Source organism: Paenibacillus sp. LS-5 (assembly GCF_056121505.1).
The window spans coordinates 41462-63093 of sequence record NZ_JBWAVA010000016.1; the positions used below are offsets into that span (position 1 = coordinate 41462).

Genomic DNA, 21632 nt, shown 5'->3' on the forward strand with positions numbered 1-21632 from the left:
CGAGGAGGCTGAGACATGCCAGGATTATCCTCTTTCAGCTTTGCGGAACTGTGGAGTCCGCTATTTTTTGCGGTCATGCTGCTTCTGTCGGCTGGCTACTTTGTAGGGATAGGTCCCCTTGCCGTGCGCTTTCCGGGTTCATCCACAGTTCCGCTATGGCGGCGGAGCTCATTCGTCATCGGTATGCTGGCGCTGTATCTGGCTCAGGGGGGGCCGCTCAGTCTGCTGGGGCATATTTTGTTCTCTTTTCACATGGTGAGCATGGCCTTGTCCTATCTGGTGGCGGTACCGCTGATCATGCTGGGCATTCCAGACTGGGCCTGGCGGGCTCTGCTTAAGGCATTACCATTCCCGCTGCGGCGTCTATCCTTTTTGGCTCAGCCCGTGGTGTCGGCACTTTTGTTCAACGGCCTGTTCTCGCTCTATCATATTCCTGTAATTCATGACTATGTTATGCTGCATTTTGCTGTGCATCGGATTTACTATGCGGTACTGTTCCTGACTTCTGCACTCATGTGGTGGAACCTGATCAATCCGCTGCCGCAGCTGAGGGGCCTGAACGGACTGGGGCAGATCGGGTTTATTTTTCTGAACATGGTGCTGCTGACCCCGGCTTGCGGACTGATTATTTTTGCTGGAGCGCCGCTATATGCCACTTACAGTGATCCGCAGACCTGGGCGCGGGCGATGGGGTACTGTGTGTCTGGAAGTCCTACAGCACTGCTGCAGACTTTTGGCGGTCCGGCCTTCTTCGGCTGGCTCTCACCCAAGGTAGATCAGCAGGTGGGCGGGATCGCTATGAAGTTCATCCAGGAATTTATTTTTGCCTCGATGCTTGCTTATGTGTTCTATCATTGGTATAAAAAAGAGAACGGGCAAGACGATGCGGAACTCTCCGCCCCTTCTTCCGAGCTGGAGGAGCGTGTTTTGACCCGGGTATAGCAGGTAGAGCGCCGAGGAGGATAATCATGGATATTTTCACAGTGTTTCCGACGATCAGCACATCATTCATCGTAATCAGTGCGGTGCTGGTAGCGATTGGCTGGAGACTAATTATTAAAGGAAGACGCGAGGCGCACAAGAAGACGATGATTGCCGCCGCTGTCGCAGCAACGCTGTTTTTCATCGTATATATGTCAAGAACGGTATTTGTAGGCAATACTTCGTGGGGCGGTCCGGATAGTCTGTCGCTTTTGTATCATGTTTTTCTGGTTTTTCATATTGTGCTCGCAACGGTGGCGGCTGTATTTGGGATTACCACGCTTACTCTTGGCTTCAAGGCTCAATATGCCAAGCACCGGAAATGGGGCAGAGTGACTGCGGTGATCTGGTTCATTACAGCCATTACAGGAGTAGCGGTATATGTGCTGCTGTACATATTTTATCCGGGCGGACATACGAAACCTTTCTGGGAAGCGATTTGGGGTTTTAATTGAAACAAGATATTGGCCTGTGTCGCTGCATCCTTCGTAAGGGTGCAGGGCACAGGCCTTTTTTGCTATACACAGTCTCTGCGAAGAAAAAGAAAGGATAATTTTGGGTTGACACTGGAAAATAGAGGGCATATACTGTGTATATAGATATACACAGTAAGCACACAATAAGCACACTCAAATGATGATTGATGCACACCACGTTATAGACCATAAAGTGAGGTTGAAGAGATGACAACGATAAAAGATGCCTTAGTTATTGTCCGGGGGGATTTCCGGGCTGATAAGCTAAAGCTGCTGTGGACTCTGGTCTTCTCCATTGTATTTATGGGCTATATGTCCGTATTTGGCGGAATGATTCTGGATGATGTACTGAATTCGGGAGATGGGAAGGTGGTGGCTGATATCCTGCTGCTGACAATCACTCCAACGCTTGGCTTCACCTTCTCCCGCCGTACGATGAAGTATTTCAGTGAGGACTCGTATACCCGGATGCTCGCTTATATGCGGAGTCTCCCGGTCCCGGCTGCTGTGATTCTGTGTAAGAGGAAGCTGCATGCTGTGTTCTCGTTATCACTGAACGGTATGCTCTTCTTCGGTCTCATTTATGCTACTAGCAGCCAGATTCGAAGCGAGCTGACTATAACCGCTTATCTCACCTTTGCACTCATTTGGACGGGGTTCGCGCTTTTGATGTCGGGACTGTACATTTTTATTGAATTGCTGGTTAGCGGTAAAATCTATTTCTTTCTACTCATGCTCATTACGTTGCTATCCATGGGTGTGGCTCTCCTGATCGGGGAATTCGGAGGGAACCTGTTCCTCTACACCTTACAATCTGCAGAGGATTGGGGTTTTGCCTCCCCGCTGATGTGGGCGACTTTGCTGCTGGGAACTGTATCTGTTCAGCTATTTTCCAAATGGACCTTATACCGGCTCAAGAGCCGTGATCTCGTATGAAGGGACTGAAGCACAAGGAGGATCTCCGGGTGGCCGGAGTGTGGAAAGCGGGTGTGAATCATGTGGATACCGATACAAATTAATGAGAATAGCGCGGAGCCGTTGTACCACCAGATCGAAACCCAGCTCAAATCACTGATTATCAGCGGAGTCATCACCGAGGGTACACTTCTTCCTTCGATCCGGGAATTTGCCGGTGATCTGAAATGCAGTGTAATCACCGTTCGCCGTGTCTACCAGGATCTGGAGAACGAGGGTCTGCTGCGGACCAGGCAGGGCACAGGTACCTTTGTCTCCCATGTGGGTGAAGGGGCGATGGAGGGATACAAGAAGGAGGCTATCCGTAAGTCGCTGGAAAGTGCTGTGGATGTCGGCCTGTCGGTGCAATGCTCTGAAGCGGAGCTAATGGAGCTGTTCAGAGAAATTGTGAAGCATAAATATGGATCACAGGATTGAAAGGTGGGGTTGTTCAATGGTACAGCAGGCCATAGAGCTTCGTAATGTAAGCAAGAAGCGACGGAAGGGCAAGACGATTGGACCGCTTGATCTGAATCTCCCGCAAGGTTATATTACCGCACTAGTGGGTCAGAATGGATCCGGCAAAAGCACCCTGCTGCAAATGCTTCTGCAGCTGACATTCCCCGATGAGGGGGAGATTCGCTGGTTCGAGCAACCTTACGCGGACGGCCTGCCGCTTGCACTTCGCCAGCGCATGGCCTACGTGCCCGAAACCACGGAGGTGGAAGAGAGATATTGGACTGCCGGAGAGGCTGCTGAATTCCGCCGCCACTGGTATCCGGATTGGGACCAGAAGTATTTCGAGGAGCTGCTGGCGAAGTTAGAAGTACCGCTGGGTGCAAAGCTGGGTAAGATGTCCAAGGGAGAGCGCCGCAAGTTCGAGATTGCCGCTGCACTGGCACCCCGCCCGCAGTTGCTGCTGCTGGATGAGCCCTCTTCGGGGCTGGACCCTTTCGCCTGGAAGGTCATGATCGAGACGCTGCGCAAGTACATGGACGTTACCGGTGCTACCGTTGTGATCTCTACTCATATTGTGGAAGAAGTGCGGCGGCTTGCGGATTATATTGTGCTGATGCATCAAGGCAGCCTGCTCGGAATGGCTGAAAAGGACAGCTTGTTCGGCTCCTGGAGCGAAATTTGGGTTCAGGTGGAGACTGAAGAGGAACTGGCTGAGCTTGCGCAGGAGCTGACGGGAGCACTGCACTTTGAAATGCAGACACCGGGTGTAGCATCACTTATTACCCCGCAAGTACAGCAAAATGAGAAACGCATCCAGGATTTGGGCGTAAAGGTTATCAAGAGCCGGATGCTTGAGCTGGATGAGATCTTAGGCTTATGGACACAGGGGCATCGCCCCGTTCTGATTGACCAGGAGAGAGGAGAATAGAAGAATGGAAGCTTTGATGCTGGAACAGGTAGTGAAGCAGTATGGAGAGAAGACCGCAGTAAACGGAATCAGCCTGAAGGTAGAGCAAGGCGAAATTTATGGACTGCTTGGTGCCAACGGTGCCGGCAAAACAACGACGATGCGCATGGTGCTTGGACTCATCTACCCTGATGATGGAAAGATCCTCTACAACGGTAAAACGTTCAGTGATGAGCTACAGCATCTGATGGGATACCTCCCGGAGGAACGCGGACTCTACCCGAAGGTCAAAGTGAGTGATCAGATTATCTATCTGGCCCGGCTGCGCGGTATGTCGGCCAGTGATGCGGATAAGAGCCTCCGCTTCTGGCTGGACCGTTTCGAGGTTCCGGATTATTACAATAAGAAGATTGAAGAGCTCTCCAAGGGCAATCAGCAAAAAATGGGCTTTATCGCCGCAGTAGTCCACAAACCGCAAATTCTCGTCCTTGACGAAGCCTTCAGCGGTCTGGACCCTGTCAATGTAGAGCTGCTTAAGGATACCGTAAAAGAATTGCGTGACCAAGGTACGAGCATTCTGTTCTCCACCCACCGGATGGAGCATGTTGAGGAGCTGTGCCGAAATATCACGATTCTTGACCGCTCCAATACAGTAGTGCAAGGTGACATTCGTGAGATTAAGAAGGGGTACCCGCGCGAAGAGGTTGTCCTGCGGACGGTGGGAGAAGTGAACGGACTGGATGAGATTCCTGGGGTTAACGCAGTGCAGAAGCAGGAGCGGGGTTATGTGCTCTCCATCGGCGATATTGGTGCAGCACAGCGTATTCTCCAGCACGCGATGGCAGTAAGTGAAATTGAGCATTTTGAAATCAAGGAACCAACCTTGAACCAAATCTTTATCAGAGCGGTGGGTGAATCTCATGAATAAGATGGGGACAATTATCAGCTTTACGTTTAAGAACAAAGTCAGAACCAAATCCTTCATGATTACTACATTGATTCTGGTGCTCTTGCTCAGCATCGGTATGAACGTGCCATATCTCATCAAGGTATTCCAAGGGGATGATGGGGCCAAGAACACACAGATCGGTGTTGTGGCTGAACAGGGGAACCGTACCGCTGAGCTCTTGCTGGCATATGCGCCGCCTGTGAATCCGGATGCGGATGCAGATAAAAATAAAGATAAAGATAAGGGCACCGTGGCTTTCACGGCCTTTACCTCGGCGGATGATGCTGCCCTGAAGAAGGGAATTGATGACAACACCATCGAAGGCTACCTTACCTTTGATGCCAAAGGCGGGGAAGGCGTGCCTCCAGTCACCTATCACAGCAAGGACGGGGAACTGGATGGAGATGTGCAGACTTACCTTCAGAGTGCACTGCAGCAGATCAATACACAGCTGATCGCCGGTGATAAGCTGACTCAGGAACAGGTAGCGGCGATGTTCGCGCCGGTGTCCATCGGCACCCAGCAGCTTAGTACGGATGGAACAGACGGTGGGGCGGCAGCAGATAAATCGAAGCCAGCTATCAATTATGTTATCGTCTATGTGCTTCTGATCCTCTTCTTTATGTCGATTACCATGACTGGAAATATGATTTCGGCAGAAGTAACCTCAGAGAAAAGCTCCCGCATCATGGAAATTCTGATTACCAGCGCTTCGCCGCTCACGCAAATGTTCGGCAAGGTGATCGGGATCTTCCTGGTCGGCCTGATGCAGATTGCTATTATCTCGGCAAGTATCGCCATCAATCTGATGCTTCCGCATAACGCCAGCATATTGACTGATTTTGACCTGGATCTTGGACAATTGAATTATGGCATCCTGGTATACGGTTTTATCCTGTATATTCTTGGATTCTTCCTGTATGCACTGATGTATGCTGCTGTAGGCTCCATTGTGAGCCGCACGGAGGATCTGGGCCAGGCCGTGATGCCGGTAATGATGTGTACCTTTTTGGCCTTCTACATTCCGTTGTTTAGCATCTCAGCTCCTAATACTATGCTTATCAAAGTGGCGAGCTTTGTGCCCATCACCTCACCGCTCAGCATGCTGCTGCGCATCGGTATAGGGGAAGTAGCGTTCTGGGAGATTGCCGTATCACTCATCATCTTGCTCGTGACCACCTTCGGACTGGGCTGGCTCGCCGCCAAGATCTACCGCACAGGCGTTCTGATGTACGGCAAACGCCCAAGCATCAAGGAGATCAGAAAAGCGATGAAGGCTTACAAGATTTGAGTGGAACCCACTAACTGTGTGAGGAGAGTTCAGGATGGATAAAAAGAAACAATCATTCGCGTTATTGATGTTTGCAGGTATGCTGCTCAATTCCGGAAGTTTGCTGATTTCTTCCGACGGATCGAATCTGCGCGATTTTGTACAGGGAGTAATGGCGGGAGCTGGGATAGCTATAATGCTGCTGTCCATCTGGACGTTTGCTAAGAACAAGGGCTTTAAAGACGCGAAATAAGCCAGACATCCGTTATCCGTTCATCTGGCGAAATCATGCTGTATAGTGTACCTTAGTAAGTAAGGAGTGGTAATGTTGATGAAAAAAAGACAAACGCCCTTACTGGTTGCGGCTTCGATTCTGCTGATTATCATCAGTAGTCTAATTCATTCAGAAGGCTCAACCTGGCTGGGTGCGCTGCAGACGTTATTGCTTGGTGTAGGATTATTAGGATGCTGCATGGCATTCCTGAGATTTGCCAAGGGCGGCAATGGTGCAAAAGACAAAAGAAGCAAAAAGGGCAAAAAAGAATAAGAACGAATCAGAAGCCGCGGTAGGTTGCCGCGGCTTTTTTGAATGATATCTATTCACTATGCTGCATGCTATTCGATCTTATCCGGCAGATAAATTTGATGTGGGCAGTGTAGCTTCATGTGCCGCCAGCAGTTCACGCATTTGCCGGAGCTGCGCCTTAAGCTCAGGCAGGCTCTTCATGAGGATCTCACTGATTTCCGTTAAGGAGAGCCGCATGCCATACCGGAGCGCATGCACAACCTGATCCTCCCAGGGCAGGCAGGCTGCAAGGCAGGCTTTGCGGTCTTGTGCAATCCGGGAGCAATACCGGATGCATGCGCGGTAGGCCAGAATGGAGAAGCTCTGCGGGCCGCAGCCTTTTCGCAGATAAGGCACATACAGCTCCGTGAAGCTCTTCACGGCAGCCGTCTCCGCTTCAGAACCCTGTCCCAGCAGCAGACTGCAGAGCGTAAGGATATTTTCGCTGTACTTTTCAACATATTCCGCAAATTCGGATGCGGAAGCCGCCGTGCGCGATTCCATTCCAGTTTCCTCCTCGGATTAGATACACCAGTTCGCCCAGCTTCCAGCCGCTCCCCCGGCGAAGCCCCGTTCCCCAAATATGTTGCGCAAAAAAGCCGCAGCAGAGGAGGACCTCTGCTGCGGCTTCCGTACAGGTTCAAATAAACCTGGCGCAAAAGCGTGGCGGATCAAGTTCTCTCTCTATACGCTTACGGGGTTAGCTGTCGGATTCGGGCGGTGAGAGTCGCCCTGCCTTGTGAGGCCGCATCTCTGCAGTCTCCTTTGGATTCACCCCATGTAGGCTTTTGGCCTGGTGGTTCCCCCGTTTCCCGTATGACGGGAATTCAGCGTTGATTGGTTTCCATGAATAAGTTCAAAACGAATCATACTCTTTCAGGAATATCTTTGTAAAAGGGAAAAAGGGAGTGGTTCCGTCAATTTCACATTGAAATCGGAAAGTTCAAAGGAAATAAACAGGTAAAACCATATATCTTGCCACTTATCGGCTCATTATCTCATTCGCACGCCAGTTTTTATATTTGGGGGATAATAAGGCTTGGAATCGCTGATATGAATGCGGATTCATTCATGCACCAGACAAAAAGATATCCGGGAGACTACTTCTCCCGGATATCTTGCTGCTCTAATTAGCCCAATGAATCTGATCTATTTGGCTGCTGCAATAAGCTTGTTCAGCTCGGGCAGATTGAATCCTTTGACGACATGTGCTCCAGATACAGTAACAGGAACGCCCATGAAGCCCAGCTTCTCAACCTCTTCCTGATAAACGGTACTGGTCATTACATCCCGTACTTCAAAAGGAATGTCCTGCTCCTTCATCAGCTGCTTCACCTGATTGCAGTCACTGCAGTTGGCTGTAGAATAAATGATCACAGGCTGGCTCATTGGCTCACAGCTTCCTTGAGGGCATCGCGGGTGATTTTCCAGTGGGAGGTGTTCCAGCGGACCTCACCATCTTCCAGCAGGAAGATTTGCGGAGACTCATGCTTGATCCCGAAGTCTTCGGCAATCTGGTTGGAGACCGGGCGGTCTTCAATCACATGAACCACAGCAGCGGTAGTGCCGGAGCTCTGGACATAAGCCTGGAATTCTTCATTCGCCTTGGCGCTGATCGGGCAGGTGGTGCTGTGCTTGAAGAGCAGTTTTTTACCGGGCTGGGTAATGTATTCATGCAATTCATCAAGACTGTGGATTTGTTGTATAGACATTTAGGTCACGCTCCTGGCAGTTTATTTTGCTAACAATTCGGTTGCTAGCAATGATATTCCTGATTGTAACATAGTTCAAAATTAAATCAAAAAGAAGATTCAGCAGGCCCTGAATAGCCCGATAGTCCAACAGAGGACGTTGTAAAATGACAATTGTCATGCTAAGGTGGAAGGGAATTGGCGATTTCTGTATACTGATGTCAAATAAAAGGGAGTGACCCATTCCATGAAAAAGGTCGCTTGTGTTACCGGTGCTGACCGGGGACTCGGGTTTTTCCTTGTGCGCTGGCTGCTGGAGAATCACTATAAGGTGTTTGCAGGGAGGTACATGGAGGAGTCGGAAGCACTGGAAGCACTCGCAGTTAAGTACAAGGGGCAGTTAATTCTGGTTCCGATGGATGTCGGCAGCAGTGACAGTGTAAAGCGTGCAGCACGAACCATTGCAGGATGCACAGGGCATCTGGATATGATTATTAACAATGCTGGAATTATTGATCGTGCGGATGATGCCACCATGCTGGTAGACATGAATGACACCGCGATGGCACGCATTTATAATGTGAATACGCTTGGCGCTCTTCGGGTCAGCAATTCGCTGATGGGGCTCCTGCTGCAGGGCAAGCACAAACTGATTGTGAACATCTCCTCCGAAGCTGGCAGCATTGGCCGTAATCAGCGGATTAATATGTACGGTTATTGTATGTCCAAGGCGGCGCTTAATATGCAGTCTTCTCTGCTGCACAACCATTTGCGGGTCATGGGCGGCCAGGTGATGGTCTTCCATCCAGGCTGGCTCCAGTCCTGTATGAACTGTGACAAGAATAAGGCCGCTCCTGTTACCCCTGAAGAATCTGCCCGCAAAATCATGGGAATTGTGCAGGAGCATAAGGCGCATATGGGCATGGAACCGGCTTTTCTTGATCTGGACGGAATCCCTTGGCCCTGGTAACAGCAACTTTTACTTAGAAGAAAGGCGTGGATGAAAAATGTCAGAATGGAAGGCACTTGCGCTGGGGAGCTATTCAGAGGTTAAATATCATCCGTTCTCCGGTGTTGACCGCGTGTTCGAGGAGCTGTTTGCCGGAAAGCTGGAGGTGAAATCTACGGAAGATTATTCATTGCTGAATTCGGTCAGCCTATCGGATTACAAGCTTGTGATAGCGTATACAGAATTTTCTGACGACAAAATAGCTCCTGAACAAAGCGGGGCTTTGCTCTCCTACGTAGCAAACGGCGGCGGACTGCTGGTGGTGCATAACGGGATTTCACTGCAGCGTAACCAGGAGCTGGGTGTGATGCTGGGAGCACATTTCACACATCATCCGGCCTACACCGAGCTTCACATGACCGTTCCGGCTACGGGGCATGCGATCATGCAGGGCATTACTGACTTTGTGATCGAGGACGAGCCGTATTATTTTGATATGCAGCCCCATTTTGAAACAACGGTTCTGGCCGAGTATTCCCATGAGGGGGCCAATCATGCGGCTGCCTGGTGCCATGAATTCGGGATGGGACGTGTAGTCTATCTGATGCCGGGTCATCATCTTCCTTCCTTTTCGGTAGAGCCGTTCCGGCAGATGATTACAAGAGGCGGTCTATGGGCGGCAGGGTTGCTGTAGTGCTTGATTTTACTTAAAGGAACTCATAGGGAATTATAGTGTGAAAACCAGCGGAGGCTTCTGTTGGTTTTTTCTTTTTGGGTGTTTGGCGACTTATCGGTAATAAAAGCCTTGACCCTGACACTAGTGTCAGGGTTTATACTAAGGTCAGACCATTTCTCATGAACCCCGGGGAGAACATACCATGAAAATAGGTGAGCTTGCAGCGCGGACGGGTGTCAGCATCCGTTCTCTGCGATATTATGAACGCCAGGGCTTGATCACTCCGCTCCGCCAGGCCAATGGATACCGCGAGTATTCGATCTTGGCCGTGGAGACCGTGGAGACGATCAAACTGTATTTGAATCTGGGCTTGTCGACCGAGGAAATCGCCGGCTTCTTGAATTGTGTACTGAAGAAAAAAGAAGCTTTCTGTGCAGAAGTAATGCCGCTGTACCGCAGCAAGCTGGAAGATATTGAACGCCAGCTCCTGCAGCTGAACCAGATCAAGATGAATCTGGAGGAGCGGATGGCTTCCATACAGCAGGAGCAGCAGGAATCAGAGTGACCTGAAAGGATTCACAGGCTGACAAGGAGGAGTGAACAATGACGATTATTCATGCAGGGCAAGCCGATACTGTGCGGAGACAACTTCAGGAAGGCGGAACCATACTGGTAGATTACGGAGCGCCGTGGTGCGCACCATGCCGGGGTCTTTTGCCGATCCTGGAGGAGCTGGATGAGGAATATGGCGGCAATATCACGATTCTCAAAGTGGATTGCGATGAATTGCCCGAGCTGGCTGCAGAGGCGGGAGTTATGGGCCTGCCAACTGTGATCGTATATAACGGCGGGCAGCCTATGGAAAAGTTGGTAGGACTGCGCCCGAAATCGGCCTATCAGGGTGTGCTGGACAAATTTACCGCAGCGAATGCGAATAGACGATAAATAAGGAAAGGCAGGAAGCTGTATGATACATGGCTTCCTGCCTTTTTGATAGGGGACGGGATTATGAATGCAAGGAAGAGCAGTTATTTCGAGTTCAACGGAAACGGCACTACTTCATTATGATGCAGCGCTTCGAGCACTTCAGCACTCAGGTTGTCCGTGAATTCAGTCCATACTTTACGGCCAACCTTCAGCTCATCACGGCCAATGGATTGGATCACTTCCAGCCATCCCCGTTTATCGTTGATAGCGCCAAGTTGCTCCTGGATTTCTTTGTAGATTTCCTCATGGGCGTGAAATTTCTGGTTAAGCGCAAAGGAAGCCGCATCAGCGGTATAACGCAATTCCTTGGCGGCAATCCGCAGCTCGTGCAGCGCATCGAAAGCCTCCTTGGATTCGGCCTCAGGACCCTTAAACAAGGTTTTGCAGGTTTTTTTCTTCTGCTCGAAAGCGACCTCAAGCTCACGCATGACGACATTCGGATCTCTTTTGGCCGCCAGTGCTTCAAGATCGCTGCTAAGGAATGCCTCCCACTCGGCGTCCAGTGTTATGCCGCTCAGCTTGGGCAGTGTTCGGGCCAGCTTCTTGCGGTATTTCTTACGTTCAGTCTTCTGGTACAGGATCACTGCCTTGAGCAGCTTGGCTGTTTTGGTTGCTCCGGCTTCCTTAGCCTGCTTCCGTCTATCCTTGAAGGATTCAATCAGCACGTCGGCGTCTCTAACCTTGCCTAGCCTTTTTTGCGATTTCTTGAAGGTGCTGTACAGATTCTCTGTAACCCGATGCTCCGGGTCCAGAATGGACAATAGCGTCAGCAGTTTGCGGCAGTTCACTCTGGCCTGATGGATATCTTCATCATCGAACTTCTTCAGTGCATCTTTGCTATAGTCACGGAAATTGATATACAGCTTGTTCAATGCCAGCTCCCATTGCCTGGCTTTACTGATGGGCCGGTCCTTCACTGTTAGCAGGTCAGTCATGCGGCTTCACTCCTTAAGGGTTGTGTGTAGCATGAGCTTGGTGCGGGACGATTGTTCTTCTATATCCTAAGGATAACGCTATCATCCTGCTTTTTCAAATTCAGGCTGCAGCCCATAGTTTCGCTCCTGCACTTCAGATCGGTTACAATGGGAATATTGCCAGTATCATAAAAAGGTACAGGAAAACGGATGGTTCGACGGCAGCCTGCAGGAAGCCAGTGTACGTAGATGTTGTAATTATGCAAAAGAGCAAAGCGATGGTCAGCGGAGGGATTATGAATGAGCGGGGAATACAACAAGCAAGCGCATGGACAAGTAGAGGAGCAAGGGCGAGTGGAGGAGCAAGCAATTGGACAAGTAGAGGAACAAGGACAAGTGGAGGAGCAAGCACTTGGGCAAGAGCAGTCCCGTAAGTCTCAGCCCGGACAAGTTCAGAAGCAAGATCAGGGTCCAGTGCCGTTGCAGGAGCCATCTTCCGGACAAGCAGCGGAGGGTTTACTTCCGCCGGTTATGGCACTCTTTGAGCACTTGGCGGGAGGGGAAGCATCGCCGGATATCGCAGCATCCGGAAGGATAGCAGATGCAGAAGAATCTAAGGCGATGCAGGCGACGGCTGAGGCGGTTGCCGGTGATATGCTGCTCCCGTTTGCGTTCGAGGAGACGCTCTGCCGGGATGTGGGGGCAGGCCTCGTTCCGCCGTCTGTTCATCTCTGGAGCCATCCAGGCGGAGTGGCACTTGGCCTGCGGGACAGCAGGCTGCCCCGGGCAGCTGAAGCTATGGCCGCGCTGGAACGTCAGGGCTTCCGCACAGCGGTCCGCCACTCCGGCGGCGCGGCTGTGCCGCTGGATGCCGGCATCGTCAACGTATCGCTGCTGCTTCGCAAACGTCCGGGCAAGCTGGACTTTCATGATGATTTCCGGCTGTTGGCATCGCTGATCACAGAAGCCGTCGCAGTCAGCCATCCGCAGGCAGCGGCTCAGATCCGGGCAGGGGAAGTCACCGGGTCGTATTGCCCCGGTGACTTCGATCTGGCCATCGGCGGCCGCAAATTCTGCGGCATCGCCCAGCGGAGGCAGAGCAGCGCGTACTTCGTGCACGCGTTCGTGATCGTCTCCGGCTCCGGGCGGGAGCGCGGCCAGTGGATCCGAGGCTTCTATGAGACCGCCGCGGATGGCGATGACGCGCTGGACTATCCGCGCGTCATCCCGCAGACCCTGGCCGCGCTCGCCGAGCTTGGCGGACCGGCTTCGGCGGACGTGTTCGCCGAAGGGTTCCGCCAGGCCCTGGCCCGCCGCGGCGTCAAGCTTCAGCCTGCCGCCGGGCTGGCGGCGGCAGGGTATAACCTCCAGTACACAGATGCCCGTGTACTGGAGGCGGCGCGGGTGCTGCGTGAACGCTACACCCGCTAAGCTGTACCCTGGCCGGGCCAGGAGAACCGGCACGGACCATAGCCGGTGTGCTGGAGCATCACCGGCAAACCCATAAGTGCCGCAGCTACTGATAGATTCAGCAGCTGCGGCACTTTTTTGGCAATATATGAACGTGTCGTAATAGATAAGCCAGCCACATTCTTGGATTACCGGTACAGCTCAGGCCTCCGGTCTGTGAAGATCGGAATCTGCGCCCGAATCTCCTGCACCCTGTGCAAATCGATCTCTCCCCTCAGAATTTCCTCGCCTTCCGAGGCTTCGCAGACGATATCACCCCAGGGATCAATGATCAGCGAATGGCCCGCAAAGGTGTTCGCGGGGTCTTTTCCTGTGCGGTTGCAGGCAACGACATAACATTGATTCTCAATCGCCCGGCTGATCAGGAGCGCCCGCCAGTGGGCAAGCCTCGGCAGCGGCCATTCGGCACAGATGAACAGCACTTCGGCACCAAGCGCTGTATGGGTACGGACCCATTCGGGGAAGCGGATATCGTAGCAGATCAGGCCGGCGCAGCGTGTTCCGTCCAGGGTGAACAGACCCTTGGTTTCTCCGGGATGAAGATATAAGTGCTCGTCCATAAGGCGGAACAGATGAAGCTTGCTGTATTTCCCTGCGAGCGCTCCGGTCCGGTTGAACACATACATAGTGTTGGTAATGCCGCTGCTGTTCTTCCTAGCGATAGAGCCAGCTACAATATGAATGCCGAGCTCGCGGGCCAGTCCTGACATCAAAGCCTTTGTCGCATTCCCCTCAGGGTCGGCAATTTCTGCAAGCCGGTTCAGATCATAGCCGGTCGTCCATAATTCGGGAAGGATCACAACATCCGTCCCCAGAGCTGCGGCTTCACGGATTTTACGTTCTGCGGCAGCATAATTTACCTGGGGTTTGCCAAATGCTATATCCAGCTGAAGCAGGGAGATGATCATGAAGTTGGCCTCCTTCTTTGTGGAGCGGTACACTTTTGATTCTACGGGTAAGCGGTTGCCGGGGCAAGGTGGACAGACATTATAAAATATTAGTTGACGGGTCAATGATAAAGGTGTAAAGTGATGAATGTCAAAAAGGTTTTGCGCAATCTATTTGTGTTAGGGGGTTAATCTTGACTGGACATCTGCCAGAGGAAGACCGCATCTTTGAACGATTGCAGGCGCTGAACAAAGCCATTACACCTACCTTTGAACGCTGTGCGGGCATTAGTCCCACCCGTCTCCGTTTGCTCCATGAGCTGTTTCAGGTTACTGAGATCAGCCAGATTTCACTGCAAAAACAAGTGGATATCGATGCTGCGGCCGTCACCCGCCACCTTAAGGGGCTGGAGGAGAACGGAATGATCTCCCGCCGGAACAATCCCGATGACAACAGAGTGACGCTGGTCTCGCTGACTGCGCAGGGAAGAGACAGAATCCGTACTTACAAGGAAGAGAGAAGCCGCTTCATTGGCAGTCTGCTCTCCGGTTTTGATGAACAAGAGCGCGCTTTGCTCGCAGATATGCTTATCCGGCTCCAGTATAATATCAGTTTGCTGTAGCTGTATCCTATAATCCAACTATCAAAGGAGTTAATTATTCATGAACACAACCAGAACTAATGATTTCACAAGTATTATTTCAGGCCGCCGCTCCATCCGTAAATACGACACCTCTGTCAAAATTTCCAAAGAAGAAATGACCGAAATCCTAACTGAAGCTACGCTGGCACCCTCCTCGGTGAACATGCAGCCTTGGCGGTTTCTTGTCATCGAAAGTGCGGAAGGCAAAGCTAAGCTCGCGCCGCTCGCCAAGTTCAACCAGCTTCAGGTAGAGACCTCGGCAGCCATGATTGCTGTGTTCGGGGATATGAACAATTTCGATTATGCCGAAGAAATTTATGGCACTGCTGTAGAGCGCGGACTGATGCCTGCTGAAGTAAAAGAAAGACAGCTTGCCGCACTGGGAGCACATTTCGCGAAGCTGCCTGCAGATATCAACAGAGAGACCATTATGATTGACGGGGGCCTTGTCTCCATGCAACTGATGCTGGCAGCACGTGCGCACGGCTATGACACCAACGCCATTGGCGGCTTCGAGAAAGACCAGATTGCCGAAGTCTTCGGTATGGACAAAGAACGCTATCTTCCAGTTATGCTCATCTCCATCGGCAAAGCCGCGGAAGAAGGTTATGCTTCCGTCCGTCTGCCTATCGACACTATTGCCCAGTGGAAATAAGAGATTAAGCTCACAACACTTTTAGGAGGACTAACCAATGATTATTATTCATGCTGTAATGCAAGTAAATCCCGCTTTTAAGGAAAAGTTCCTGGCTGAGGCGAAACAGCTGTTAGCTGCAACCCATACAGAAGAAGGCAACCTTTCTTATGAGCTGTACAATCATATCGAACAGGACAATACCTATATCATGGTGGAAACCTGGCGTGATATGGAAGCTGTAGCCAGCCATAATACAAGTGCTCACTTCACAGGGTTTGCAGCGAAAGCGCCTGAGTTCCTGACCGCTCCGCTGGACGTTAAGGTGTTCACCGGAGAACCGGCAGGCAAATAATCCGCAACCGTAAGGTTCTGCCGCTGGATGAAGCGCATGTGGTGTTGGCATCCGGAACCGGTTGATTCTAATTCCTAAGAAGCAAGGGGACGTATCAAGAGCCGCACGGCTATTGATACGTCCCTGTTTGTTTATTTCCGGAGAAAAGGAAAAGTGAATCTTCAAGCCGCGTGAGGTTCATAGACGGGCCATCCGGGGTATCTAACCTTAGCCGATTAGACCCGGCATCTGTTTGCGGGCCTTGAATCGGCCGCTTACATCTAAGGACGGATGGAGGACAAGCCAATGAAGAATATACATAGCGACACCGGAATACCTCTCGGAGAATGGGATCAAGAGCTTCAGCAGGATGTTATAGATTTTGTGAATTATTATATCTCGGGCGGATCACTGAAGGCTGTTGCTGACCTGTCGGAACGGGTATCGTCCTTAATTACTGCAGCTCTGGAAGGAGGCGCTACCCGCGCATACCGCCAGGCCATTGGTGGTGTCATCACAGAGCTCCGGCAGCTTACTGAATTGCCGGGCTTCAGTAAGGAGCTGCTTGAACAGCTGGCCGCAGAGATCAGCCGGCTGGATTCTGGCAAGCTCAGAGCACTGGCTCCGCGGACTACCCGTAATAACCAGGTAGATGCTTATGTGAATGGCCCGCAGTGTCTGGAAATGCTTCTTGAAGAGATCGCCAAAGCCCGGCGTTATATTCATCTGTCCGTAATGCTGTTTTTTAATGATGATTCGGGCAACCGGATTGCGGATGAGCTGCAGCGTGCGCTGGAGCGTGGGGTTCAGGTCCGGATAATGGTGAATTATACCGTCACCCTACTTGGGTATGGACATAACCTGGAGGTGGGACGGTTCCAGGAAATCTCCGACAGGCTGGAGAATGCGGGAGCGAAGCTGAAGGATACCTTCCACTCCTATTATTCGGCTATAGAGTGGAGCAGAAGACGGGCCGAATTGAAGGCTCAGGGTGTGCCCGAGAGTATCCTTTTCCTGCAGGATAAAGTACAGGAGGACGTTGAGGTTACGGGGCTGAATGTGATTGACCACCGCAAATTCATGATTATCGACGGAATTACCTCTATTGTGGGCAGTCTGAATATTGGAGATCAGTATACGTTTGCTACACCGATTGAGGCTTCATCCTCTGTTCAGGTAGACGGGCGTCCTATGGGGGTTCCGGTCCGGGAGGAGGAATGGCATGACGGTTGTTTTCGCATCCGGGGAGCTGCTGCCTTGCCGCTGAATGACGTGTTCCGGTCCAGATGGCTTCTGCTCGGAGGAGATTTTTTTGATCCCGGGGAAACCTTTTATCTTCCTGAGGGAAACACGAATTTCGGCTCAGAGGAATGTACGCTGTTTGTAAGTTTTCCGGGAAACCCGGTCAATCTGATTCAGCAATATTATCTGGATCTGATCACGTACGCCGCTGATGAGACAGTCATTGTGAACCCGTATCTGATTGACCAGGCCTTCTGGGACCGGCTGAACGAGCTCGGACCGGAGTGCTCCTGCCATCTTGCGATCTGCAATCCGCTGGAAGTCAATGATCATCCCACCAACCGTGCGGCTGTGCGCAGCAATATGTTTGTGCCTTTTTGCAACGGGGTGTCTTTTTATGACTACAGTGCCACAGAACGCTTTTCCCATTGGAAAATCACCTATGACCACAGATCACACGCGGTCTTCCACGGCTCGTATAATATCAATGAAAGAAGCGCCTGCCACGATTTTGAGCTGGGTCTTCTAGTGAAGGGGGAGGCCTTTGCTGCAAAAGTAAAAGCTATGATCGATTATGACCTCGGTGTATCACGCAAGATCACTGACAAGAAGGAATTCTTCAAGCACCCGTGGATGCACCCCAGTACTTATGTGAATAAAGCAACCCGGAATTATACCTGATCGCGCAGCCATGCAGATGTCATGTATAATATGCAGTAAATCCTAGCAAATGGAGCCATTGCAATGAATATCAAAATACAGAAGACTGGTCTGAAGAAGGACGAGGTTTATTTTGAGGCGGATGCCGGAGAGGGTAGGGGGATCTGGTGCGGGACTCCGGTGAAACCGGGTGACATGGCTGTGGTGGAATTCGAACTTCCGGAACTGCTTATGCGCTGGGTGGACATCGTTCCGGCAGAGGGAGGAGAGCAAGGCATCCGTCTGGAAGGCGATGTGGTGGTACTCACCGGTGTGCTGGACAATATCGAGGAGGACGGGACCGGCTGCCTGAAGCTGGATGGGGATCTGGTGATGTTCGAAAGCCTCGGCGAGCCGATGGCGCTGGGCAGCCTGGTGGAGGTTAGAACGCGGGAGATTCGCTTGTATCCGTTCTTTCTGTGAATATGGATTATCAAATTCTCCCATCGGCATAGCCACTCTTGGCTAAATAGGCTAAGATAAATAATAAACAAGAAGTAAGCTATGAGGAGCAGAGGTTCAATGAACAGCGAAATTCAGCAATTCAAGACGGAATTTTTTAAGGCGCTGGCTCATCCGATGCGGATTCGTATTCTGGAGCTGCTAAGCGAAGGCGAGAAGAACGTCAACGAGCTCCAGGCCATTCTAGGGTCCGAAGGATCAGCCGTATCCCAGCAGCTTGCCGTGCTCCGCGCCAAGAATGTGGTAGCCAGTGTAAAAGAAGGTACAACGGTGATTTACTCCCTCCGTGATCCTTTGATCAAAGACCTTCTGGCCGTAGCCAAACAAATATTCGATAATCATTTGGTGAATGCGATCTCCCTCCTGGAAGGGATCCGCAGCGAATAACCCATAGGTCTCCTGGGCGGATTTCCCGTTGACAAGAGAGGCATGCAGGAGTAATGTTGCTCTTATATTCAAATAATCAGATATTTAGAGAAAAGAAGGTTATAGGATGACTGGGTGGGGCCGTTTTAAAGGCTATACTATTGCTTCGCTGCGTAAGGATCTCCTTTCAGGGGTTATTGTTGGTGTCATTGCTATCCCTCTGGGGATGGCATTTGCTATTGCCTCGGGTGTAAAGCCAGAGTACGGAATCTATACAACTATTGTGGCAGGGATTTTAATCTCTTTGTTCGGTGGTTCAAAGTTTCAGATCGGCGGGCCTACGGGTGCGTTTATTCCTATTTTATTCGCCATTGCCATGCAGTATGGCTATGAGAACCTGCTGCTTGCCGGAATGATGGCCGGAGTCATACTTGTCCTCATGGGCCTGTTGCGGCTGGGGGTACTGATCAAGTTCATCCCCAAGCCTGTAACGATCGGATTCACTGCAGGAATCGCCGTCATTATCTTCACGGGTCAGATCGCGAGCTTCCTGGGTCTGAAGGATATGAAGCGGCATGAGAGCTTTGTGGACAACATGAAGGAGATCGGCCTGCATATTTCCACGATTAATCTGTACAGTATTCTTACGGCGGCCATTTGTCTGGCTGTGCTTGTGCTGGGCATGCGGTTTGCGCCCAAAGTGCCAGGGGCACTGGTCGGACTGCTCTGTGCAACTATCATAGCTGCGCTGTTCTTAAGCGGCAAAGTGACTACAATCGGCTCTGCTTACGGGGACATACCGAATACGCTGCCGAGCTTCCACTTCCCGGTCATAACCTGGGAGCGGATTAGGCTTCTGCTTCGTCCGGCCTTTGTCATCGCCATGCTCGGCGCTATTGAGTCTCTGTTGTCCGCCGTGGTGGCAGACGGCATGTCGGGTAGCCGCCACAACAGCAACCGCGAACTGATAGGGCAAGGGGTTGCCAATATTGCCGCCCCTCTATTCGGCGGGATTCCGGCTACCGGCGCGATTGCCCGGACTGCTACCAATATCAAGAGCGGCGCCGCTTCCCCCTTGTCAGGTGTGATCCATGGTGTGGTGGTATTTCTCATTCTGCTGCTGTTTGCTCCCTATGCATCGAGTATTCCGCTGGCCGCGATGGCACCGATCCTGATGGTCGTTGCCTGGAATATGAGCGAACGCAAAGAATTCCTTCATCTGCTTAAGCTGAAGACCGGAGACTCGCTGGTGTTGTTCATTACATTTCTGTTGACCGTCTTTGCCGACTTGACCGTCGCGGTTGAGGTTGGACTGGTGCTGGCTGTGGTCTTGTTCGTCAAACGGATGGGCGAGGTCCATCTGGTGTCCAAGGTACTGCCTGACCCGGACTCCGTGAAGGTCGGAGCACATATGGTCACGGACAGCCACGATTGTCCGCAGATCGGTATTTATAATGTGGAAGGGCCGCTGTTCTTCGGAGCAGCTTACCGGTTCGAGAATACGATGCCGGGCTTCGGACCCGATAAGCCAAAAGTGATTCTGCTGAGGATGGGCAAAGTGCCGTTCATTGACACCACAGGTGAAGCCAATCTTGCTGAACTGGTGAAGGAACTGCACGAGGATGGCGGCTGCCTGATGATCTCAGGCATTCAATCTCAGCCGCTGGAGCTGCTTAAGAAGACCGGTCTGTATGACAGAATCGGAGCCACGCAGTTCTATGAGCATACCGGAGAGGCAATCAATGATGCCCTTAAGGTCATTAATTATAATAAATGTCTGGGCTGCCGGCATGCTGCATTCCGGGAATGCGCCGCTTTTGCCGGACTGGACGAAGCTACTGGGCGCAGTGCCTTCAAAGGGCGCGTGCCAGCTGTAGCGCGCAAATTGAGCGGTGAATTGTAGCCCGCTTCTGCAACATTCATAAGCCAGCATAAATAGCGCTTCTCCGGTCATTTGGAGAAGCGCTATTTATGTTTAGTGCTGCCTTTGAATGCGCCCACCGCCTAGATTTGTACAATACCTAGAAATATTTGTACAATTACAGATAGACGGTTAGCGAATTTCATACGGATAAGGAGATTACCCGCTCATGAAGGAATTGAATTATATCAAGGTGTTTCTGCTTTTGGCAGGACTGTCCCTTGCCACCCTGGCGGTCTACGGCGTAGTATCGCAGCGTACAGATACCTTCTACAAGTTTCTAATCTGGAATTTGTTTCTGGCTTGGCTTCCATTCGTGTTCTCTATGGCAGCACATGAGCTGGACAAAAGGAAAATCGGCGGATTGCTGGTGCTTCCGCTCGGCATTGCCTGGCTGCTGTTTTTTCCGAACGCGCCATATATCATGACGGATCTGGTGCATTTGACGATCCGCAAGAATTTGTATTTCATCGGTGGGACGATCCAGAGCCGCTACTGGTATGATCTGATTACACTGCTTCTGTTCACTTGGAGCGGCTGGCTGACCGGTTTCTTCTCTCTGTACCAATTCCAGGCCGTGATTTACCGGAAAAGCAATCTGCTGCTTTCCTGGGTTTTTGTGGTGTTTGCCTGTGCGCTTGGTGGTTATGGCGTCCTGCTTGGACGGGTGTATCGTCTGAACAGCTGGGATGTGCTCACTGATCGGCATCAGCTATACCAGCTTGTTGTCGATAGCCTTAACAGGCAGTCGGTCTTTTTCAGCTTGTTCATTGCCTGTGTGCTGCTGGCTATTTATGCAACAATGTATTGCCTGCTGAATGTGCTGGGCAAAGGAAGTGACCGGCCTTATTCCAATGGCGGCAGAAGATCATCCTCAGACTTCGGGTGATACTGGTAACGCTGAAGGTCGATCAATCCCTTTGCATCAAAAATAATGCCTTCTCCCTGCAAATATAGCCGCTGCAGAGAGCCTGACTCGTCATCAGTCAGGGCGATTTCCCCTTTGACATTGACTACTCTGTGCCAGGGAAGCTTATACTTGCGGCTCATGGAATGAAGGATGCGGACGACCTGTCTGGCCCCTCTCGGGCTGCCGGCAGCCCTTGCGATCCCCCCGTAGGTCATAACATACCCTTCGGGAATGGAGCGGATAACGGTAATAACCTTTTGTGTGAATGGTGTCATGCAGGAACTC

28 protein-coding genes and 1 riboswitch are annotated in these 21632 nt (G+C 51.4%); of the genes, 22 read left to right on the top strand and 6 right to left on the bottom strand.

From position 1 onward, the window contains the following. Positions 1-15 precede the first annotated feature (15 nt). From ctaG to AC0MA3_RS20565, 9 genes are all read left to right on the top strand, one after another. The gene (ctaG, locus tag AC0MA3_RS20525; RefSeq protein ID WP_474657541.1) at positions 16-942 is read left to right on the top strand and encodes a cytochrome c oxidase assembly factor CtaG; all 927 of its coding nucleotides are present in this window, start codon (positions 16-18) and stop codon (positions 940-942) included. A 26-nt stretch (positions 943-968) separates the two neighbouring features. Continuing rightward, entirely contained in the window at positions 969-1436 is a 468-nt protein-coding gene (locus tag AC0MA3_RS20530) for a DUF420 domain-containing protein (RefSeq protein ID WP_474657542.1), read from the top strand. 228 nt (positions 1437-1664) lie between these two features. After that, on the top strand, positions 1665-2393 hold the full coding sequence (locus AC0MA3_RS20535) for a hypothetical protein (protein ID WP_379158432.1): 729 nt from the start codon (positions 1665-1667) through the stop codon (positions 2391-2393). Between the two features lie 60 nt (positions 2394-2453). Next, positions 2454-2849, top strand: coding sequence for a GntR family transcriptional regulator (locus AC0MA3_RS20540; RefSeq protein ID WP_379158435.1), 396 nt, complete (start codon positions 2454-2456; stop codon positions 2847-2849). A gap of 16 nt (positions 2850-2865) precedes the next feature. Next, a complete protein-coding gene (locus AC0MA3_RS20545; RefSeq protein WP_474657543.1) occupies positions 2866-3798 on the top strand; it encodes an ATP-binding cassette domain-containing protein in 933 nt (310 codons plus the stop codon). 4 nt (positions 3799-3802) lie between these two features. After that, positions 3803-4705 carry an ABC transporter ATP-binding protein gene (locus AC0MA3_RS20550; protein WP_379158441.1) on the top strand — a complete coding sequence of 301 codons (903 nt, stop codon included), beginning with the start codon at positions 3803-3805 and terminating at the stop codon, positions 4703-4705. Beyond that, entirely contained in the window at positions 4698-6017 is a 1320-nt protein-coding gene (locus tag AC0MA3_RS20555) for an ABC transporter permease (RefSeq protein WP_474657544.1), read from the top strand. The genes AC0MA3_RS20550 and AC0MA3_RS20555 overlap by 8 nt, the downstream gene beginning before the upstream one ends. Positions 6018-6051: 34 nt before the next feature. Then, positions 6052-6249 carry a hypothetical protein gene (locus AC0MA3_RS20560; RefSeq protein WP_379158447.1) on the top strand — a complete coding sequence of 66 codons (198 nt, stop codon included), beginning with the start codon at positions 6052-6054 and terminating at the stop codon, positions 6247-6249. A gap of 78 nt (positions 6250-6327) precedes the next feature. Continuing rightward, positions 6328-6543 (top strand): hypothetical protein, encoded by a 216-nt coding sequence (locus AC0MA3_RS20565; protein WP_474657545.1) that lies wholly within the window; start codon positions 6328-6330, stop codon positions 6541-6543. Between the two features lie 78 nt (positions 6544-6621). Here AC0MA3_RS20565 and AC0MA3_RS20570 read toward each other — a convergent pair whose 3' ends face one another. From AC0MA3_RS20570 to ytxJ, 3 genes are all read right to left on the bottom strand, one after another. Next, positions 6622-7065, bottom strand: coding sequence for a hypothetical protein (locus tag AC0MA3_RS20570; RefSeq protein ID WP_474657546.1), 444 nt, complete (start codon positions 7063-7065; stop codon positions 6622-6624). A 169-nt stretch (positions 7066-7234) separates the two neighbouring features. Further along, positions 7235-7404: riboswitch (cyclic di-AMP (ydaO/yuaA leader) on the bottom strand. Positions 7405-7710: 306 nt separating this feature from the next. Beyond that, the gene (locus AC0MA3_RS20575; RefSeq protein WP_379158456.1) at positions 7711-7950 is read right to left on the bottom strand and encodes a glutaredoxin family protein; all 240 of its coding nucleotides are present in this window, start codon (positions 7948-7950) and stop codon (positions 7711-7713) included. Continuing rightward, entirely contained in the window at positions 7947-8273 is a 327-nt protein-coding gene (ytxJ, locus tag AC0MA3_RS20580; protein WP_474657547.1) for a bacillithiol system redox-active protein YtxJ, read from the bottom strand. Before ytxJ ends, AC0MA3_RS20575 begins: the two co-directional genes overlap by 4 nt. A 226-nt stretch (positions 8274-8499) precedes the next feature. Between ytxJ and AC0MA3_RS20585 the strand changes: the two genes are divergently transcribed. The 4 genes from AC0MA3_RS20585 (at position 8500) to AC0MA3_RS20600 (ending at position 10822) form a co-directional block, all read left to right on the top strand. Next, positions 8500-9222 carry an SDR family NAD(P)-dependent oxidoreductase gene (locus tag AC0MA3_RS20585; protein ID WP_474657548.1) on the top strand — a complete coding sequence of 241 codons (723 nt, stop codon included), beginning with the start codon at positions 8500-8502 and terminating at the stop codon, positions 9220-9222. A gap of 37 nt (positions 9223-9259) precedes the next feature. Next, positions 9260-9895, top strand: coding sequence for a ThuA domain-containing protein (locus AC0MA3_RS20590; protein ID WP_474657549.1), 636 nt, complete (start codon positions 9260-9262; stop codon positions 9893-9895). A gap of 184 nt (positions 9896-10079) precedes the next feature. After that, positions 10080-10442, top strand: a complete 363-nt coding sequence (locus tag AC0MA3_RS20595) for a MerR family transcriptional regulator (protein WP_379158467.1) — start codon at positions 10080-10082, stop codon at positions 10440-10442. A gap of 38 nt (positions 10443-10480) precedes the next feature. Beyond that, positions 10481-10822: a thioredoxin family protein gene (locus AC0MA3_RS20600; RefSeq protein WP_474657550.1), complete on the top strand. Its 342-nt coding sequence runs from the start codon at positions 10481-10483 to the stop codon at positions 10820-10822. Positions 10823-10905: 83 nt separating this feature from the next. On the opposite strand, the gene AC0MA3_RS20605 is transcribed toward AC0MA3_RS20600, so the two are convergent. Further along, on the bottom strand, positions 10906-11799 hold the full coding sequence (locus AC0MA3_RS20605) for a CHAD domain-containing protein (RefSeq protein ID WP_474657551.1): 894 nt from the start codon (positions 11797-11799) through the stop codon (positions 10906-10908). Between the two features lie 279 nt (positions 11800-12078). On the opposite strand from AC0MA3_RS20605, the gene AC0MA3_RS20610 reads away from it, so the two are divergent. After that, positions 12079-13209, top strand: coding sequence for a lipoate--protein ligase family protein (locus AC0MA3_RS20610; protein ID WP_474657552.1), 1131 nt, complete (start codon positions 12079-12081; stop codon positions 13207-13209). 167 nt (positions 13210-13376) lie between these two features. Here the strand turns inward: AC0MA3_RS20610 and AC0MA3_RS20615 are convergent, their stop codons facing one another. Beyond that, on the bottom strand, positions 13377-14156 hold the full coding sequence (locus AC0MA3_RS20615; RefSeq protein ID WP_474657553.1) for a carbon-nitrogen family hydrolase: 780 nt from the start codon (positions 14154-14156) through the stop codon (positions 13377-13379). Between the two features lie 173 nt (positions 14157-14329). Between AC0MA3_RS20615 and AC0MA3_RS20620 the strand changes: the two genes are divergently transcribed. From AC0MA3_RS20620 to AC0MA3_RS20655, 8 genes are all read left to right on the top strand, one after another. Next, positions 14330-14758 (top strand): MarR family winged helix-turn-helix transcriptional regulator, encoded by a 429-nt coding sequence (locus AC0MA3_RS20620; protein WP_474657554.1) that lies wholly within the window; start codon positions 14330-14332, stop codon positions 14756-14758. Between the two features lie 40 nt (positions 14759-14798). Further along, positions 14799-15434 (top strand): nitroreductase family protein, encoded by a 636-nt coding sequence (locus AC0MA3_RS20625; RefSeq protein ID WP_474657555.1) that lies wholly within the window; start codon positions 14799-14801, stop codon positions 15432-15434. Positions 15435-15471: 37 nt separating this feature from the next. Continuing rightward, positions 15472-15768 carry a putative quinol monooxygenase gene (locus AC0MA3_RS20630; protein ID WP_379158488.1) on the top strand — a complete coding sequence of 99 codons (297 nt, stop codon included), beginning with the start codon at positions 15472-15474 and terminating at the stop codon, positions 15766-15768. A gap of 285 nt (positions 15769-16053) precedes the next feature. Further along, complete coding sequence (locus tag AC0MA3_RS20635; protein WP_474657556.1) at positions 16054-17670, top strand: phospholipase D-like domain-containing protein; 1617 nt, start codon at positions 16054-16056, stop codon at positions 17668-17670. A 63-nt stretch (positions 17671-17733) separates the two neighbouring features. Next, positions 17734-18111 (top strand): hypothetical protein, encoded by a 378-nt coding sequence (locus tag AC0MA3_RS20640; protein WP_379158493.1) that lies wholly within the window; start codon positions 17734-17736, stop codon positions 18109-18111. A gap of 99 nt (positions 18112-18210) precedes the next feature. Beyond that, positions 18211-18537: an ArsR/SmtB family transcription factor gene (locus AC0MA3_RS20645; RefSeq protein WP_019913776.1), complete on the top strand. Its 327-nt coding sequence runs from the start codon at positions 18211-18213 to the stop codon at positions 18535-18537. Positions 18538-18643: 106 nt separating this feature from the next. Then, positions 18644-20419: a SulP family inorganic anion transporter gene (locus AC0MA3_RS20650; protein ID WP_474657557.1), complete on the top strand. Its 1776-nt coding sequence runs from the start codon at positions 18644-18646 to the stop codon at positions 20417-20419. Between the two features lie 187 nt (positions 20420-20606). Next, positions 20607-21326: a DUF1361 domain-containing protein gene (locus AC0MA3_RS20655; RefSeq protein ID WP_474657558.1), complete on the top strand. Its 720-nt coding sequence runs from the start codon at positions 20607-20609 to the stop codon at positions 21324-21326. Here the strand turns inward: AC0MA3_RS20655 and AC0MA3_RS20660 are convergent. Beyond that, positions 21284-21622, bottom strand: coding sequence for an MGMT family protein (locus AC0MA3_RS20660; protein ID WP_474657559.1), 339 nt, complete (start codon positions 21620-21622; stop codon positions 21284-21286). The two genes, AC0MA3_RS20655 and AC0MA3_RS20660, sit on opposite strands and share 43 nt — an antisense overlap. Positions 21623-21632: the final 10 nt, after the last annotated feature.

What these genes read in the sequence shown, in the direction of transcription:
- AC0MA3_RS20560 (WP_379158447.1), top strand. Translation starts at nt 6,052, where the DNA reads ATGGATAAAAAGAAACAATCATTCGCGTTATTGATGTTTGCAGGTATG.
- AC0MA3_RS20535 (WP_379158432.1), top strand. Translation starts at nt 1,665, where the DNA reads ATGACAACGATAAAAGATGCCTTAGTTATTGTCCGGGGGGATTTCCGG.
- AC0MA3_RS20655 (WP_474657558.1), top strand. Translation starts at nt 20,607, where the DNA reads ATGAAGGAATTGAATTATATCAAGGTGTTTCTGCTTTTGGCAGGACTG.
- AC0MA3_RS20650 (WP_474657557.1), top strand. Translation starts at nt 18,644, where the DNA reads ATGACTGGGTGGGGCCGTTTTAAAGGCTATACTATTGCTTCGCTGCGT.
- AC0MA3_RS20545 (WP_474657543.1), top strand. Translation starts at nt 2,866, where the DNA reads ATGGTACAGCAGGCCATAGAGCTTCGTAATGTAAGCAAGAAGCGACGG.
- AC0MA3_RS20645 (WP_019913776.1), top strand. Translation starts at nt 18,211, where the DNA reads ATGAACAGCGAAATTCAGCAATTCAAGACGGAATTTTTTAAGGCGCTG.
- ytxJ (WP_474657547.1), bottom strand. Translation starts at nt 8,273, where the DNA reads ATGTCTATACAACAAATCCACAGTCTTGATGAATTGCATGAATACATT.
- AC0MA3_RS20605 (WP_474657551.1), bottom strand. Translation starts at nt 11,799, where the DNA reads ATGACTGACCTGCTAACAGTGAAGGACCGGCCCATCAGTAAAGCCAGG.
- AC0MA3_RS20575 (WP_379158456.1), bottom strand. Translation starts at nt 7,950, where the DNA reads ATGAGCCAGCCTGTGATCATTTATTCTACAGCCAACTGCAGTGACTGC.
- AC0MA3_RS20610 (WP_474657552.1), top strand. Translation starts at nt 12,079, where the DNA reads ATGAGCGGGGAATACAACAAGCAAGCGCATGGACAAGTAGAGGAGCAA.
- AC0MA3_RS20585 (WP_474657548.1), top strand. Translation starts at nt 8,500, where the DNA reads ATGAAAAAGGTCGCTTGTGTTACCGGTGCTGACCGGGGACTCGGGTTT.
- AC0MA3_RS20540 (WP_379158435.1), top strand. Translation starts at nt 2,454, where the DNA reads ATGTGGATACCGATACAAATTAATGAGAATAGCGCGGAGCCGTTGTAC.
- AC0MA3_RS20550 (WP_379158441.1), top strand. Translation starts at nt 3,803, where the DNA reads ATGGAAGCTTTGATGCTGGAACAGGTAGTGAAGCAGTATGGAGAGAAG.
- AC0MA3_RS20615 (WP_474657553.1), bottom strand. Translation starts at nt 14,156, where the DNA reads ATGATCATCTCCCTGCTTCAGCTGGATATAGCATTTGGCAAACCCCAG.
- AC0MA3_RS20565 (WP_474657545.1), top strand. Translation starts at nt 6,328, where the DNA reads ATGAAAAAAAGACAAACGCCCTTACTGGTTGCGGCTTCGATTCTGCTG.
- AC0MA3_RS20640 (WP_379158493.1), top strand. Translation starts at nt 17,734, where the DNA reads ATGAATATCAAAATACAGAAGACTGGTCTGAAGAAGGACGAGGTTTAT.
- AC0MA3_RS20530 (WP_474657542.1), top strand. Translation starts at nt 969, where the DNA reads ATGGATATTTTCACAGTGTTTCCGACGATCAGCACATCATTCATCGTA.
- AC0MA3_RS20595 (WP_379158467.1), top strand. Translation starts at nt 10,080, where the DNA reads ATGAAAATAGGTGAGCTTGCAGCGCGGACGGGTGTCAGCATCCGTTCT.
- AC0MA3_RS20570 (WP_474657546.1), bottom strand. Translation starts at nt 7,065, where the DNA reads ATGGAATCGCGCACGGCGGCTTCCGCATCCGAATTTGCGGAATATGTT.
- AC0MA3_RS20635 (WP_474657556.1), top strand. Translation starts at nt 16,054, where the DNA reads ATGAAGAATATACATAGCGACACCGGAATACCTCTCGGAGAATGGGAT.
- AC0MA3_RS20630 (WP_379158488.1), top strand. Translation starts at nt 15,472, where the DNA reads ATGATTATTATTCATGCTGTAATGCAAGTAAATCCCGCTTTTAAGGAA.
- AC0MA3_RS20660 (WP_474657559.1), bottom strand. Translation starts at nt 21,622, where the DNA reads ATGACACCATTCACACAAAAGGTTATTACCGTTATCCGCTCCATTCCC.
- AC0MA3_RS20555 (WP_474657544.1), top strand. Translation starts at nt 4,698, where the DNA reads ATGAATAAGATGGGGACAATTATCAGCTTTACGTTTAAGAACAAAGTC.
- AC0MA3_RS20625 (WP_474657555.1), top strand. Translation starts at nt 14,799, where the DNA reads ATGAACACAACCAGAACTAATGATTTCACAAGTATTATTTCAGGCCGC.
- AC0MA3_RS20600 (WP_474657550.1), top strand. Translation starts at nt 10,481, where the DNA reads ATGACGATTATTCATGCAGGGCAAGCCGATACTGTGCGGAGACAACTT.
- AC0MA3_RS20590 (WP_474657549.1), top strand. Translation starts at nt 9,260, where the DNA reads ATGTCAGAATGGAAGGCACTTGCGCTGGGGAGCTATTCAGAGGTTAAA.
- ctaG (WP_474657541.1), top strand. Translation starts at nt 16, where the DNA reads ATGCCAGGATTATCCTCTTTCAGCTTTGCGGAACTGTGGAGTCCGCTA.